A 16214-nucleotide genomic window follows, 5' to 3' on the forward strand; every position below is an offset into this window, starting at 1 on the left:
CTCTCCTCCTTATTCTGTCAGGAAACGCATCTTCTTTTCCATCATTTCCTGGAATCTTTCTGTGTAGTCATTCAATCCTTTGAAATTGGCGAACCGCTCGATTCTGCCGTCCTTCACTTTTTTCGTTACGCCGTCTGCACCGATGGCGATGATGGTTTTAACCTCTTCGATCATGACCATGTTATAAAGGTTTTCCATGCCTTCTTTCGCATAACCGACATTCTCGAGATTGCCCACCATGTTCTTCTGCCTGTACATATAGTAGGGCAGAAGACCCAGAGACCTGGCCATCTCATCAGTCTTCTGATACATGAGATTCATTTCATCCTGTCTGGGCAGGGCATATTTCTTTTCCATAAGGAAATCCTCATAGAGTCTGGATGCTCGTTTGAGCGCCAGACCATGGACAGTGATGCTTTCAGGCGAAAGATTTCTGACCGCTTCTATGGTTCTCTCCACGTCATGAAGGGATTCCTCGGGAAGCCCCAGAATCATGTCCATATTAATATTATCAAAACCTAAGCTCCTTGCCAAATGAAATATCTCCACGACCTTATCATGATCATGATTACGGCCGATGAGCCTCAGCGTATCATCATTCATCGTCTGCGGATTGATGGAAATTCTTGAGGTGTGATGTCTTTTCATGCTCAAAAGCTTTTCTCTGGTGATGCTGTCCACTCTACCCGCTTCTACAGTGAATTCCAGAAGATTTCTGCCTCTTACGAAGCATTCATCGATGCTTTTCATCACTTCTTCAAACTCATCATCTGAAACCGCTGTAGGGGTTCCCCCACCGAAGTACACATTGTTGATGCTCAGCCTGTTCTCGTCTATATACGTTCTGATCTCTTCCATTTCCATTTTCAGCTGTTTCAGGTATGTATCCTTATACTGGTTTCCTCTGTATACATTGGAAGCGAAGGAGCAGTAGAGGCATCTGGAGGGACAGAATGGCATTCCTATGTAGATATCCACTGAATGGTCCGTATCCACTTTTCTGAGAAGATCCGATTCCTTCAGGGCCACTTCATAGGCCAGCTCGATCTTTTCCCGGTCTGCAAGATACTCCGCCTGAAGATACCTGACAATCTCTTCCTTTTCCTGATTCTTTTCAATGAGTTCTCTTACAATCTTGGAAGGACGAATCCCGATGAGGATGCCCCAGGGAAGATGCTTCTCTGTTTTCTCTTCCAGCAGCCTGAAAAGAACTCTTCTCATGATGTTCAGGTTCTTATCCGGATAGTCGTGCACGAAGCGAGTCCCGAAGAACGTTACTGTGAGCACATCTTCCTTAACGTTGACATCAATGTCGGCTATAGTAGAATCGGCTTCATCCAGATACTCGATCTTTCCCGCCGGATAAAAAAGGGTGACGATATGATATACGTGATATCGCAGGGAATTGTTGCTTCTAACTTTTATCATGTCTTCCCCTATCTTAAATAACCGTTGAAGGCTTTTTCCATACCCAGAGTCGTTTCCGGACCATGACCCGGGAGCACTCTTGTGCTTTCGGGCAGCTTCATGAGTTTATCCTTGATGGAGCGCAGAAGCTCTTCCATATTCCCTCCTGGAAGATCCGTTCTTCCGACAGAGTTCTGAAACAGAACGTCTCCTGAGAACAGAATGCCTTCCATGAGAAAGCTGAGACTCCCTTTGCTGTGCCCTGGGGTTTCAAAAATGCCGACCCTCTTTCCAGCAAAACTGAAATCATCTCCCTCTTTCAGGAAAAAGTCCGCTCTTCTCATCTTGCCGAAGGCCATCTTTCTCTGCTCGATGTATTTCATATCCGCTTCTGAAATATACACAGGAATGTCAAAGGCTTCCCGAACCGCATCCACAGCCCCTACATGATCCACATGGCCATGGGTCAGCAGGATATATTTCAGGTTGATGTTCATTTTTCTGAGGTGCTTAACCAGTTCCTCACCCTCATCGCCCGGATCAATGATCAGCGCATCCTTAGAGTCCTCATCGATTACAATATAGCAGTTTTCCTGATACGCACCTAAAACAAGTTTATTGATTTGCATATTTCCACCTTACCCTTAGAAATTCTTTCTGCTGTCCAGAAGAATCGTCACTGGCCCATCATTTTCAATGAGCACTTTCATTTCCGCTCCGAAAACTCCCGTCTCCGTAGGATATCCCCCGTCACGAAGATTCCTTGCCAGAGTCTCATAGATCTCTTCCGCCTTTTCTCCCTTGGCCGCCTGAATGAAACTGGGTCTTCTCCCCTTTCGGGCATCCCCATACAGCGTGAACTGGGATATCAGAAGGATTTCTCCCTGCACCTCTTTCAGCGCCAGATTCATTTTCCCCTCCGAATCTTCAAATATTCGAAGTCCCTTCAGCTTTTCTTCGATATAAGTCATGTCCTCCCAGGTATCATCATCTTTGATTCCCAGAAGGACATTAAACCCCTTACCGATCCTGCCTACAGTTTCTCCGCTTACAATTACCTCTGAAGATAATACTCTTTGTACAACTGCTCGCATACTATCACCTACACATTGCCCGTTCGGAACGCATCCGTAACACTGGACAGTTTTCTTAATCTCTTTAGACATTCTTCCAGCAGATTCACATCTTTGATCAGTAAAGACAGATGGATCACTGCTGATTTATCTTTTCTTGTTTCCACATTCATCGCATTCAGTGGAATCTTCAGTTCATTCACAAGTGAAATGATATCCGAAACAAGGTTCGGTCTATCCATGGCGTGGATCTGCACCCGTGCACTATAAAGCTCCTGACTCTCCTTTTCCCACTGAACATCCACGATCCGATGGGTCTTGTCATTTTTCATGGACTCGATGTTGGAGCAGTCCGCTCTATGGATGCTGATTCCTCTGAAGTTCGTGATGAATCCGATGATTTCATCTCCCGGTACCGGATTGCAGCATTTCGCGAATCTGACCTGCACATTGCTCATGCCGGAAACCACTACCCCGAAATAGGATTTCTTCTTGGCTTTCTCTTTCTTTCTCTGCGCATCGATCATTTTCTCCGCTTCCAATAAAGAAGCCTTGTTGTCCTCATTGATCTTCGCTTTCTTTTCTTCCTCTATGACATCCTTGAGCGCCGTAACGATTGTGGAGGGCAGCACCTGACTTGCACCCACGACAACATACAGATCTTCGATGTTGTTCCCGTGATATCTTCGGATCAGTTTGTCCAGCATTTCCCCCTTGGCGATGTCAGCGAAGTTTCTGTCCTGCTTCTTTGCCTCTTTCTCCAGAAGTTCTTTCCCTCTCTGGATGTTCTCTTCTCTCTTCTCTTTCTTGAACCACGCCTTGATTTTGGTCTTGGCCTGATTGGACGTCGCGATGTTCAGCCAGTCGATATTGGGGCCCTTGGGTTTGGAGGAAGTAATGATTTCCACAATTTCGCCAGTAGCCAGTTTATAATCCAGTGTCACCATATTCCCGTTGACCTTCGCGCCGATGGTCCGATTTCCTACATCCGTATGAATTCTGTAGGCGAAGTCAATGGGGGTCGCCTTGTTCGGAAGATTGATGACCTCTCCTTTTGGTGTGAATACGAAGATTTCATCCCCGAAAAGATCGATTTTGAAAGCTTCCATGAATTCTTCCGCATCTGAAGTCTCCTTCTGCCATTCCAGCATGTCTCTCAGCCAGATGAGCTTCTGGTCCATGGTATCCTTGGGCGCTTCCTTGGAAGAACCTGTTTCCTTGTACTTCCAGTGGGCAGCGATGCCGTATTCTGCCACTCGGTGCATGTCATAGGTTCTGATCTGAATCTCAAAGGGCTTCCCTTGCGGTCCGATGACGGTTGTATGAAGACTCTGATACATATTCGGTTTCGGCATGGCGATATAATCCTTGAACCTTCCCGGGATCGGTTTATAGATCGTATGAACGATGCCCAGTGCCGCATAGCAGTCCTTGATGGAATCCACCAGCACTCTGATGGCTGTAAGGTCGAAGATCTGATCGATGTTCTTGTTCTGGGCCATCATCTTTTTATAGATGGAATAGAAATGCTTCGGTCTGCCGTCGATATCACATTCGATACTTGCATTTTTCAGCTTATCAACGATATCATCCATGATCATGGAGATATAGGATTCACGTTCCTTTCTTTTCTCCGCAATCTGATTGACCAGATCGTAATACTCTGTGGGATACATATATCGAAATGCCAGATCTTCCAGTTCCCATTTGATTCGGAACATACCCAGTCTATGGGCCAGAGGAGCATAGATATCGAAAGTCTCCTTGGATTTCTCCTTCTGCTTTTCCGGCTGCATATATCGCAGCGTTCTCATGTTATGCAGTCTGTCCGCCAGCTTGATCAGTATGACTCTGATGTCCTTTGCCATGGCCAGAAGCATCTTTCTGACATTGTCCGCCTGTTCTTCTTCCTTGGACTTGTACTTGATTTTACCAAGTTTCGTCACACCATCGACAAGTTCTGCGATTTCTTCATTGAAAATCTCACTGATCTCTTCATAAGTATATTTCGTATCCTCGATGACATCATGAAGAAGCCCGGCTACTACAGTATTGGTATCCATACCCATATCCACCAGAATGGACGCAACCTCCACAGGATGAGTCACATAGGGCTCTCCTGATATCCTTCTTTGGTCGCCGTGGGCTTCTGCAGCCAGATTATATGCTTTTATGACAAGTTCCTTGTTAATGTTCCCTGCTTTATCAATCTTCTTCATTAAATCGTACAGCATTTGTCTTCCTCATTTCCATCACAAATAAATATATCTATGAATAACGTATAGGCTGGTATATCACCAGCCTTTTCAACCATTATATTTTATCTTTCTAGACTTGTCTATATGTCGTACTGAACCATGGAATTGACATTGTAACCTTCCAGTTTGTCTCTTCCATGAAGTTCGGTGAGTTCGATCATGAAATCCACGGAAACCACTTCTCCGCCTGCCAGTTCAATCAGCTTCGCACATGCGGATATGGTACCGCCTGTAGCCAGAAGATCGTCTACCAGAGCTACTCTGTCTCCTTCTTTGAATGCATTTTTGTGGATTTCCAGTGTATCAGAACCGTATTCCAGATCATAGGTGATGGATACTGTTTCCTGTGGCAGTTTGCCTGGTTTTCTGATTGGAATAAAACCGATACCCAGTGCATAGGCAAGAGGAACGCCAAAAATGAATCCTCTGGCTTCCGGTCCTGCGATATAATCCACGCCCTGAGCTCTCAGCTTTTCAGCCATAGTATCTATGAGCTCCTTGAAGGCTGGTCCGTCACCGATGAGTGGCGTGATATCCTTGAAACTGATACCTTCCTTGGGAAAATCCTGAATAATGGCGATTTTTTCTTTAAAATCCATGTTAACCTCCAAAGTTACTTTCTATTTTAGCTATTGATAAGATACTTGGCGATCTGCTCTGCCCGATTTGTATCTTCTGTCGTCAGCAGTTCTATGATGATTCGTGCATTATCCACCATGGACCAGGGATTCTCTTTAGGGGTGATCAGTTTTCTGAGATCCTTCTCGTCACAGGGTTTCAGCTTCTTCAGTGATTCAATGCCGTAATTGGTTGAAATCTTAAGACGATTCAGTCCCATGTTCAGTACTTCATCGGCTTCCACATCTTCTTCGTCAGACCCAAGATAAACCAGGTCAATATACCTGAAGATGTTTCTGGTGTCATAATTGATCGACAGGTCTTTGGCAAAGACGAATACATTCTTCAGCAATGTGTCATCTCCTGAGCTGAACCCGTAGTCGATCTGGTCTTCCCCATGTCCGATGGACACCAGGTCTGTCTCGCAGTCATCCAGAGCATCATGGACACTTTCGGTGAAGGTCTCATTTAAAGACAGCATAACACCAGGATTGAAGAAGTTCAGATGAGTTTTGGCATCAGCAACAAGACTCTCGCGATTTCCTCCCTTGGGGATCAGGAAATAGTCAAAGTCTGCATTGAAATATCTGAGCACAAGAATCAGCGTAGCGATACTGCAGATCCCTTCGCGATTCCCTCTTCCATAAATAAGTATCTTCTCTCGATTGTTGACTGCTTTCATGATTCTGAAAATAGTCTTATGGGTGTATTTCGGTGTGCTGATCGTGTCTGCACCCTTGAATATCGCCCTTAAATATGTAGTCACCATACGCATCCCTCACCTGTTGAAACAATTCTTATTATAATACAAATCCTTTCGCATCACAACGAATCCATGAACATTGCCGACGCAAAACAGACATAAGGCTGCTCATTCAAGCAGCCTTACTTCAATTGATCTGTCTATACTATTACTTTCTCTTTTTCATTCTGTCTTCCAGATAAATCCAAGTGGGCCCTGCAATGAAGAAAGTGGATAATCCACCTACCACAACACCGATGGAAATCGGAAGTGCGAAGTCTCTGATCTGTGGTACAAAGATCGCTACCGAAAGAATCGTGAACAAAGTGGTCAGCAGTGTTCCTACAGATCTGGTGAAGGCATCATTCATGGACAGGTTCACCAGAGCCTTGGAAGAGATTCCAGGATGCAGTTTTCTGTTTTCTCTCACTCTGTCAAATACAACGATGGTGTCATTGATGGAGTAACCCAGAATCGTCAGTATCGCTGCAATGAATGGTGTATTGACTGATATTCTCAGTACAGCATACACCGCCACAAGGAATATGATATCGTGGACCAGCGCTGTGATGGCGGCAAATCCGTAGTTCTTCTTGAATCTCAGCGAAATGTAGACAAGCATGAAGACTGCTGCCAGGATCACTGCCTTAATTCCACCTTCAGTCAGTTCCTTCCCTACGGAAGCACCGATTTCATCCAGTGTAATGATGCTGTCATCCTCCAGAGAATACTCTTCCTTGATGCTGTTCACCAGATCATCAATGGTATCCGTGGAAAGAGCCTGGCTTCTTACTTCAATCTGAGTCTCATCCACCTTCTGCGTCACTGCATCAGCATCATAGACTTTAACGATTTCATCCATTTCCGCTTTATCGAACTCTTCTCCCACTTCCATGACGAGTCTCGTTCCACCTGCAAAGTCAAGTCCAAGATTCAGCCCCTGCGTGCCGATGAAGAACAGTCCTACTGCCAGCACTGCCGCTGCAATGAATCTCCATATTTTTGCGCCGGATATGAAGTCGATCTTTCTCTCTTTAATCTGTTCGGACACACCAAAATCCTTCGGCTTGGACAGGAAGCCCATTCTCAGTCCAAGCCACATCAGATGCTTGGTTATAAACAGTGCCGAGAACAGTGAAATCACGATACCGATCATCAGTGTAAGAGCAAATCCTTTGACAGAACCTGATCCGACAAAATAGAGGACCAGCCCGGCTATGATCGTGGTGATATTCGCATCGATGATGGAACTCATCGCATTGGAGAATCCACCTTCAATGGCTTTGTGGATATTGCTTGTTCCCCGGAGTTCTTCTTTGATTCGTTCAAAAATCAGCACATTCGCATCCACTGCCATACCGATGGTCAGCAGGAAGCCTGCAATGCCTGCCAGTGAAAGTGTGGCATTGATTCCGTAGAACACAAACAGCAGAAGCCATACATAGAATCCCAGTGCCACAGAAGCTAGAAAACCTGGTCTTCTGTACTTCAGGATCATGTAGAGTACGACCAGTGAGAGGCCAATGGCGGATGCTCTCATGACATCTCCCATGACGCCCGCTCCAAGGCTTGGTCCTACAGTCTTGACCTGTATTGCTTCCACGGGATAAGGCAGTGCTCCGGAATTGATGATGCCAGCCAGATACTGGGCTTCTTCCACAGAAGACATCCCTGTGATCATCGCTTCTCCCCCTGTGATGACATCATTCACCATAGGCGCTGAGAGTTCTTCATCATCCATGTTGATGGTGATCTGCTTTCCTCTGAACTCGGTTGTGGCTGCTTCAAACTTCTCAGCCCCCACTTCGTTCAGTACCAGTGACACCACAGGTTTACTTGTGGAATCCAGCATCGCAGATGCAGATGTCACATCACTTCCTGTAAGAATGATGTTGCCATCCGGATCTTCAAAGGTCAGTTCTCCGGTAGTCTGAAGATTGGTCACGATTTCGCTGGAGTTATATACGCCAGGAATATCGATTCTGATTCTATTCTCCCCTTCTGTGACGGAAACCGTCTCGCTGACTCCAATCTTGTTGACTCGAGAGTCCAGAAGAGTCTTTATGGAAGAGAGTTCTTCCGCCTTCAGGGAATCCGTCTGAACCTCCATGACTACAGAAACGCCACCCTGAAGATCCAGTCCTCTGTTGATGACTTCTCCAAAGGATTTGAATCTGTAGTTTCCAAGTGTCAATCCATTGATGCCTGTGTATGCAAGAAAGGATAATACTAATAATATAATGACGAAAATGGTGATATTTCCTCTTTTCTTCATAATGAAATAACCTCCGTTTAATTTAGTGCTTATACTACATTGAATTTCATGAACCAGTCTGATTTACCGCTGATAAGGATGATCATTGTATTTTGCCAAATCAAAGGGCAGAGCGTCAGCACTGCCCCTGATCTTTTCCTATTCAATTGGAACAGACACTTATTCTGCTGTACCTGTCCTTACTGTAGCCACAGCACTCTTTGCGAACTTGAGCTTCACTCTGTCCGCACCAGTTTCCAGGGTGATTGTTTCTTCATCCAGTTTTACGATTCTGCCGATGATGCCCCCTCTTGTTGTCACTTCATCGTTCACCTTCAGCTCACTGATCATTTTCTGAAATGCTGCTTTTCTTTTCTTTTCAGGCAGGAAAAGCATGAAATACATGAGCCCCAGAAATAGAATAATCGGTAAAACCTGTCTTATGATATCTTCCATTATTATGCCTCCAATTGTTTAATACTATCATTATAGTGAATTTTTTATGAATAAGAAAGATAAATTTGGAAATTCATCCTACTATCTTATTCATTTCTACGTTCCCTCATCTATTTCTCAATATGAGGTTCCTGTCCTCTGGACCAGTCCGCCAGTTTCTGAGCTTTGAACTCATGGAACCTGTCTTCATCAATCGCCCTTCGGATATCCTCCATAAGTTTGTTGTAGAAATACAGATTATGAAGTACGCAGAGTCTCAGAGCCAGCATTTCCTTTGCTTTGAACAGATGTCTGATATAGCCTCTTGTATAGTGTCTGCAGGCCGGGCACTGACAGCCTTCGTCGATGGGTTTCTCATCCATTTCGAAGCGCTTGTTGTTCAGATTGATCTTTCCTCTCGCCGTGAATACATGTCCATGCCTGCCGTTTCTTGCCGGAAGAACACAATCGAAGAAGTCCACACCTCTTTCCACCGATTCCAGAATATTTTCAGGCGTTCCAACACCCATGAGATAGATCGGCTTGTCTTCCGGAAGATGCGGCACCACCGCATCCAGGGTTCTATACATTTCTTCATGGGTTTCGCCTACAGCCAGGCCCCCTATGGCATAGCCATCCAGATCCATTTTGGCAATCTCTTTCGCATGACGGATTCTGATGTCTTCATAGGTTCCGCCCTGATTGATACCGAACAGCATCTGCTTCTTGTTGATGGTGTTTTCCTGGGCATTGAGGCGATCAATCTCATTTTTTGATCGCACGAGCCATCTGGTGGTTCTCTCCACGGAACGCTCCACATACTCTCTCTCCGCCGGAAGTTCGATGCACTCATCAAAAGCCATGGCGATGGTGGAACCCAGATGAGACTGGATTCTCATGGATTCTTCTGGACCCATAAAGATTCGACTGCCATCGATATGGGAACTGAAGTAAACGCCTTCCTCTTTGATTTTTCGGATCTTCGCCAGTGAGAACACCTGGAATCCTCCGGAATCCGTTAGAATCGGTCCATCCCAGTTCATGAACCTATGCAGTCCCCCCATCTTATTGACCAGTTTGTCTCCGGGTCGCAGATGAAGATGATAAGTGTTGCTTAGTTCCACCTGGCACCCGATCTCCTTCAGATCCATGGAGGATACAGCACCCTTGATGACCCCCAGCGTTCCTACATTCATGAACACCGGCGTTTCTATGGTTCCATGGGGCGTTTCAAAACGACCTCGTCTTGCTCTTTTCTCTTTTTTCAATAATGTATACATACTTTATTCCTTTATAAACATGGAATCGCCGAAACTGAAGAAACGGTATTTCTCCTTCACTGCAGTTTCATAGGCATTCATGATATTTTCCTTTCCTGCCAGTGCAGACACCAGCATGATTAATGTGGATTCCGGAAGATGGAAATTCGTGATCAGGCAGTCAATGCATTTGAACTGATAACCCGGATAGATGAAGATCTTCGTGTATCCGGAATCCTCCTTCACATATCCGTCTGCGTCCGCTATGGTTTCAAGTGTTCTGGTGGAAGTGGTTCCTACAGAAATCACTCTTCCGCCTTTTCTTCTGGCAGCATTTATGATTTCCGCATTCTGCGCATCCAGGCTGTAGAACTCGGAATGCATGTCATGATTCTCCACCGATTCCACTTTGACCGGTCTGAAGGTGCCAAGTCCGACATGGAGCGTGAGAAATGCGATTTCCACACCAGTTTCTCTGATTTCCTTCAGAAGTTTCTCCGTGAAATGAAGTCCTGCTGTCGGCGCTGCCGCAGAGCCTTCGGATCTTGAATAGACCGTCTGATACCGCTCTTTGTCCTCCAGCTTTTCCTTGATGTAGGGCGGAAGAGGCATCTCTCCTAGTCGGTCCAGAATCTCTTCAAAAACACCGTCGTAATGAAACTGCACGATTCTGTTTCCATTCTCCAGCACTTCAATGACTTCCGCTTCCAGGAGACCTTCGCCGAAGGTGAATCTCGCACCCACTTTTGCTCGTTTTCCTGGCTTAGCAAGACATTCATAGGTATCGAGCTTTTTCCTGTTCAGTAATAGAAACTCGATTTTCCCTTCCGTTTCTTTCTTCACCCCAAGAAGTCTTGCTGGAATCACTCTTGTGTCATTCAAAACCAGCACATCACCCTTTTTCAGATAGCCTACAATATCATGGAACTTCCTGTGTTCCAGTTCACCTGAGTGCTTATCCACCACAAGAAGCCTTGACTGATCTCTTTCCTTTAAAGGATGCTGTGCGATGAGTTCTATTGGCAATTCAAAATTAAAATCTTCTACTCTCAAAAATGTAACCTCTTTTCTAGAATATGGTCTGCTGGGCATCTGTTCTGCGCTTCACACCCAGGTGATCATAGGTTCTGTCTGTGGCAACTCTTCCTCTCGGTGTTCGGACGATAAACCCCTTCTGCAGCAGATACGGTTCATAAACGTCCACGATGGTATCCAGCTCCTCACCGATGAAATAGGATAGGGTCTCCGCACCAACCGGACCTCCATTGAAGTTATGAACGATGGCATCCAGAATCTTGCGGTCAATCCGATCAAATCCCTCGTCATCCACATCCAGTGATTTCAGTGCCGATAGTGCCGTCTCTTCATCAATGACGGACTCTCCTTTCACCTGCGAAAAATCCCTGACTCTCTTCAGCAGTCTATTTGCAATTCTCGGCGTGCCTCTGCTTCTTCTTGCAATGCAGAGCGCTGCTTCCTTGGTGATCTCAAAATCAAGAATACTTGCACTTCTAGTTATGATTTCCTCCAGTTCCTCATGGGTGTAGTATTCCATGGAAAGCTGAACCCCAAAACGGTCTCTCAGCGGGGAGGTCAGAAGGCCAATTCTTGTCGTTGCACCAATCAGTGTGAAGTGGCTGAGATCTAACCTGATGGATTTAGCCTGGGCTCCTTTTCCTATGACAATATCAAGGGAATAGTCTTCCATGGCTGGGTACAAGATCTCTTCCACAGTTCTGGAAAGTCTATGAATCTCATCGATAAAGAGCACGTCGTTGTCATTCATCGTCGTGAGAATCGAGGCCAGATCTCCAGCACGTTCAATGGCTGGTCCGGAGGTGATCTTCAGCGTCCCCCCCATTTCTCTGGCAATGATGTTTGCGAGGGTTGTTTTACCCAATCCCGGAGGACCATGCAGGATTACATGGTCTAGGGCTTCATCTCGAATCTTGGCCGCTTCAATGAAAACCTTCAGATTGTCCTTCACCTTTTCCTGCCCGATGTATTCAGTCAGTTTCAGTGGACGCAGAGAATATTCACTTTGCACATCTTCTTCCATGAACTCGGAAGTTATAATTCTTTCATCCATATCTTATCCCCTAATTCATCAGATATTTCAGGGCATCTTTGATGATGCGCTCAATACTCTGATCCTCTTCCACATGTTTTAAAGCGGTCTTTGCTTCTTTTTCTGTATAGCCTAATGTCATCAGTGCAGCCAATGCTTCATTGGATATATTCTCCGACAGGGCTTTTTTCTTGGATGTTTCATCCATTCCCGTGAAATCTTCAATCTTCAGCTTGCCCTTCAGCTCCAGAATCAGTCTCTGGGCAATCTTCTTTCCTATACCAGGCGCTTTGACCAGTAAGGATTCATTTTCGTTCACAATGGCGAACTTGAGATTATCCGGTGAGCTTGCGGATAACAGAGACAGCGCAGCTTTGGCACCGACCCCGTTGATCGTGATCAGAATAGAAAACAATTCTAACTCATCTCTCGATGTAAATCCATATAAACCGATAAAATCTTCTCTTACAATCTGCGTGAGATATAATGTGGCTTCTTCATCTATTCCAGGCATCATGGCCATGGAGTTTCCTGATGTGTACACCTTATAACCAATGCCTCCATTTTCAATGGAAACATAATCCTTGAAAATGCCTTTGAACTTTCCCTTGATATAATCGTACATTTGAAACCTCCATAAATTATTCCTTATCTATCTTATCATGTTTCCCAGTAATTTAGAAATAACTCTTCAGCAAAAAAAGAGACTGAACCATCGTCCAATCTCTTATTGCTGCGAAGCCTTATTTATCCTCTTCGTCATAGTCCACATCAATGACTTTATGGTCCTGCCTGAAGAACACATCGTCATGAACGCTCTTCACCTGGTTGACAACAGGGGGTTCTTCCTCTTTTTCCACATTCGTTCTATAATAGTTGTTTTCCCTGAAATTCTCTCTCTGACTGCTTCCTGCAAACAGAGGTCTGATCATTTTTCTGTAAATATACAGTATCAATATCCCTATAAGAATGTAGGGCAGTAATGTTATGGCAAAACTAACTACAAGAAAGAGTATGAACATTGTAATGATTGCCCCTATAAAGCTCTGTCCACCCATGAATTCATCTTCTCCAATCAAATCATTTATTGTTTATGATGTCATTCTAAAGGATAAAGATTAAACGTGGATTAAACAGGAATTACAGATTCATGTATTCCACTGCAACCTGCGCAGCTACCTTCGCATTGCTGTAAACAAGCTGGATATTGGATTCCAGGGAATCTCCGCCTGTGATTTCCTTGATCTTTGCAAGCAGAAACGGAGTGGTATCTTTTCCTTTGATTCCTTTTTCATTGGCTTCGGAAACCGCATCTTCAATGACTTTCGTGATGAACGCAGCATCCATGGAATATTCTACCGGAATGGGATTTGCGATCAGTGCACCACCCTTTAAACCGAGATCCCATTTTGTTTTCAGCACTTCAGCCATTTCCTTGGGCTCATCGATTCTGTAGTCCACCTTGAATCCGCTCTTTCTTGTGTAGAAGGCAGGAAGTTCCTCTGTCCCGTATCCATAGACCGGTACGCCCTTTGTTTCCAGATACTCCAGTGTAAGACCGATATCCAGAATACTTTTTGCTCCTGCACAGACTACCGCCACTTCTGTACCAGCCAGCTCTTCTAGATCCGCCGAAATATCCATAGTGGTTTCAGCACCTCTATGCACTCCTCCGATACCACCAGTGGCAAAGATTCGGATCCCAGCCATCTCCGCTATGATCATGGTAGAAGCGACAGTGGTTGCCCCATCAAGCTTCTCGGATACGATATAAGGAATGTCTCTTCTCGATACTTTGGCGATGCCTGAAGTCTTTCCCATATAATCGATCTCGTCTTCTGTGAGTCCCGCTTTCAGTACGCCACCGATGATTCCTATGGTAGCTGGCACTGCACCATTCTCTCTGATGATTCTTTCCACTTCCAGTGCTGTCTCCACATTCTTAGGATAAGGCATTCCATGAGAAATGATTGTGGACTCCAGCGCGACAACTGCTTTACCTGCTGCAAGGGCCTCTTTTACTTCCTGACTTGTTTCTACATACTGATTCATATTATTTTTCCTCCATATTTTTCATTATTTCTTCGATTTTCTCTACCGACATTTCAGGATTGATGGTTGTATAGGCGCTCATGGCCATTATCGATGCAGCCATGGAGAACCTTGTTTTCTCTTCTATTGACATCATATTGAGCTCTGCATGTACAAGAGCCGCCTGAAACGCATCTCCTGCACCTGTTGCATTTTTAGGTATGATTCTTTTAGCCTTCATCAGGCCGCTGTTTCTGCCATCACTGTAGAATACGCCGTCTTCACCCAGTGTAATGAATACATTAATGACCCCCTCATCATGAAAATACTTCGCTACTTTCTCGAGATCCTCTTTTCCGGAAATCGTAATCCCTGACAGGGCTTCCGCTTCCATGCGATTGGGCTTGATAGTATGAAAGTATCCGATGACCTTTTTCGCTCTCATGGCTTTCGTATGGGAGACCGTATCCAGAAAAAGTTTATTGTCCTTGAACAACTGTACTGCATAGTGAAGCACATCCTCCTCCAGATTCGTATCAAATACGATGACTTTACTTTTGGAAATGATCTGTCTGTTTTCATCAATATACTTTCTGTCCAGTTTCCGGAAGATGTTCATCGAGGCAATAGCCACATCCATATCGTTTTCTTTGTTCAGTACCGCCAGATAAGTTCCGGTTCCATATTCTGAGACTCTGCTTACATGACTCATATCGATCCCCGACGCTTCGGACTCATTGATGATTTTGTCTCCATGGACATCTTCTCCAACCACAGTGAACATCTTCGTATGATTGCCGAGCTTCGCCAGATTTTCAGCGATGTTTCTACCGACGCCGCCAATGGACACATTCACTTCTCCCGGATTGGAATCCGCTTTTCTCAACTCTTCAAAAGGGTATCCTACAATATCCACATTGGCTCCGCCGATGACTGAAACATGATCCCGCTCATCAATCACATATCCTCTGCCCCGGATGATTCCCTTCTTCACGAGATTCGTGATGTGAACCGCCACAGATGATCTTGTGATTTTCAGAAGATCTGCAATTTCCTGCTGAGAAACAAAAGGATTATTCCTGATGATCTCAATAATTTCCAATTCTCTCTGTGTTATGATAATCACCTCATTTCATTAAGCAAAAGCTTATTAATTTAACTTATGTTTATATTATAAGCGTGATTTCTCAAAAAATCAAGGATTCTGAAAAACTTTCTTCAAAAATAAAAACCATGACACACCGTCATGGCAATCATGGTTTTATCTGTTCAGATCAACAAGGAGCCTATTGTATTCTTCATGAAGATCTTCCAGTTCCGATTTCGAGTCTGATGTCAGCTCACCTGAAATGGTTTCAATGATCTTTTTCTCCGTACTCCTCAATGTAAGCAATGTCTCGTATTTCGAGGCGAATGTCTCGGGAGGATTCAGCAGTTCATCTACGAGCACTTGCAGTGTATTGCTGTTATTCTTCATTTCATTGACTTTCGACACATCCAGCACAGTATTGACGATCTTATCAAATACATCACCAAGCCCCAGTCCCTTGGCAAATCTGTTGATGCGCAGTGTAGTCAACCCTTTGATGTTCTCATTGATGATTGCACCCTGTTCTTCGAAGCTCAGAATCACCGTATTGAACTTTTCGCGATAGTTTTCCAGTTTCTTCAGTTCTTCCGCCTGTGCCTGCTGCGCCTTTTCGATTTCAGCCTGATTGATTCTATTCTGCTGAGCATCTACAGCAAATTTGATCCCGTTGTACCCTACAAAAACAAAGAGCGCCAGGAGAATCACCAGTGTCATTTTCAGAACCACCGGTCGTCTCACCCTTTCCACATGTTCCCTGTCATAAATGATTTCACCTGTTCCATCCGTCGCACTGGAAATCGACGAGAATGGACGGCTGATGTCTTTTCTGTATACTCTGCTCTCATTATTTTTTTCCGCGTCATAACCGTCCTGGTCATGAGGTTCATACTGACCAAGACTCACTTTACTGGAGTTCAACGGAAAAGCACACTGATTGCAGTATCTGCTTCCTTCAACATTAATATGCCCACAATTTGAA

16 protein-coding genes are annotated in these 16214 nt (G+C 44.8%); all 16 read right to left on the reverse strand.

The window, feature by feature from the left end:
• Positions 1 to 9 precede the first annotated feature (9 nt).
• The 16 genes from hemZ to J3A84_RS01900 all read right to left on the reverse strand — a co-directional run bounded on the left by hemZ (position 10) and on the right by J3A84_RS01900 (position 16153).
• Positions 10 to 1428, reverse strand: a complete 1419-nt coding sequence (hemZ, locus tag J3A84_RS01825) for a coproporphyrinogen dehydrogenase HemZ (RefSeq protein ID WP_207598287.1) — start codon at positions 1426 to 1428, stop codon at positions 10 to 12.
• Between the two features lie 8 nt (positions 1429 to 1436).
• The gene (locus J3A84_RS01830) at positions 1437 to 2036 is read right to left on the reverse strand and encodes an MBL fold metallo-hydrolase (RefSeq protein ID WP_207598288.1); all 600 of its coding nucleotides are present in this window, start codon (positions 2034 to 2036) and stop codon (positions 1437 to 1439) included.
• Positions 2037 to 2051: 15 nt separating this feature from the next.
• The gene (gene dtd, locus J3A84_RS01835) at positions 2052 to 2501 is read right to left on the reverse strand and encodes a D-aminoacyl-tRNA deacylase (RefSeq protein ID WP_207598289.1); all 450 of its coding nucleotides are present in this window, start codon (positions 2499 to 2501) and stop codon (positions 2052 to 2054) included.
• 8 nt (positions 2502 to 2509) lie between these two features.
• Entirely contained in the window at positions 2510 to 4714 is a 2205-nt protein-coding gene (locus tag J3A84_RS01840; RefSeq protein ID WP_207598290.1) for a RelA/SpoT family protein, read from the reverse strand.
• Between the two features lie 104 nt (positions 4715 to 4818).
• Positions 4819 to 5337: an adenine phosphoribosyltransferase gene (locus J3A84_RS01845; RefSeq protein ID WP_207598291.1), complete on the reverse strand. Its 519-nt coding sequence runs from the start codon at positions 5335 to 5337 to the stop codon at positions 4819 to 4821.
• A 26-nt stretch (positions 5338 to 5363) separates the two neighbouring features.
• Complete coding sequence (locus J3A84_RS01850; protein WP_207598292.1) at positions 5364 to 6125, reverse strand: DHH family phosphoesterase; 762 nt, start codon at positions 6123 to 6125, stop codon at positions 5364 to 5366.
• Between the two features lie 142 nt (positions 6126 to 6267).
• Positions 6268 to 8373, reverse strand: a complete 2106-nt coding sequence (secD, locus tag J3A84_RS01855) for a protein translocase subunit SecD (RefSeq protein WP_207598293.1) — start codon at positions 8371 to 8373, stop codon at positions 6268 to 6270.
• A gap of 159 nt (positions 8374 to 8532) precedes the next feature.
• On the reverse strand, positions 8533 to 8808 hold the full coding sequence (gene yajC, locus J3A84_RS01860; RefSeq protein ID WP_207598294.1) for a preprotein translocase subunit YajC: 276 nt from the start codon (positions 8806 to 8808) through the stop codon (positions 8533 to 8535).
• A 110-nt stretch (positions 8809 to 8918) separates the two neighbouring features.
• Positions 8919 to 10067, reverse strand: a complete 1149-nt coding sequence (gene tgt, locus J3A84_RS01865; protein ID WP_207598295.1) for a tRNA guanosine(34) transglycosylase Tgt — start codon at positions 10065 to 10067, stop codon at positions 8919 to 8921.
• A gap of 3 nt (positions 10068 to 10070) precedes the next feature.
• Positions 10071 to 11099 (reverse strand): tRNA preQ1(34) S-adenosylmethionine ribosyltransferase-isomerase QueA, encoded by a 1029-nt coding sequence (gene queA, locus J3A84_RS01870; protein WP_207598296.1) that lies wholly within the window; start codon positions 11097 to 11099, stop codon positions 10071 to 10073.
• 16 nt (positions 11100 to 11115) lie between these two features.
• Positions 11116 to 12135, reverse strand: a complete 1020-nt coding sequence (gene ruvB, locus J3A84_RS01875; RefSeq protein WP_207598297.1) for a Holliday junction branch migration DNA helicase RuvB — start codon at positions 12133 to 12135, stop codon at positions 11116 to 11118.
• Between the two features lie 10 nt (positions 12136 to 12145).
• On the reverse strand, positions 12146 to 12739 hold the full coding sequence (gene ruvA / locus J3A84_RS01880) for a Holliday junction branch migration protein RuvA (RefSeq protein ID WP_207598298.1): 594 nt from the start codon (positions 12737 to 12739) through the stop codon (positions 12146 to 12148).
• Positions 12740 to 12857: 118 nt separating this feature from the next.
• Complete coding sequence (locus J3A84_RS01885; protein ID WP_207598299.1) at positions 12858 to 13172, reverse strand: hypothetical protein; 315 nt, start codon at positions 13170 to 13172, stop codon at positions 12858 to 12860.
• Between the two features lie 82 nt (positions 13173 to 13254).
• Complete coding sequence (locus J3A84_RS01890) at positions 13255 to 14166, reverse strand: pseudouridine-5'-phosphate glycosidase (RefSeq protein WP_207598300.1); 912 nt, start codon at positions 14164 to 14166, stop codon at positions 13255 to 13257.
• 1 nt (position 14167) lies between these two features.
• On the reverse strand, positions 14168 to 15271 hold the full coding sequence (locus J3A84_RS01895) for a PfkB family carbohydrate kinase (protein WP_342590924.1): 1104 nt from the start codon (positions 15269 to 15271) through the stop codon (positions 14168 to 14170).
• Between the two features lie 135 nt (positions 15272 to 15406).
• On the reverse strand, positions 15407 to 16153 hold the full coding sequence (locus J3A84_RS01900; RefSeq protein WP_207598301.1) for a hypothetical protein: 747 nt from the start codon (positions 16151 to 16153) through the stop codon (positions 15407 to 15409).
• Positions 16154 to 16214 lie beyond the last annotated feature (61 nt).

It is taken from the genome of Proteiniclasticum aestuarii, assembly GCF_017368455.1.
Lineage (GTDB): Bacteria > Bacillota > Clostridia > Clostridiales > Clostridiaceae > Proteiniclasticum > Proteiniclasticum aestuarii.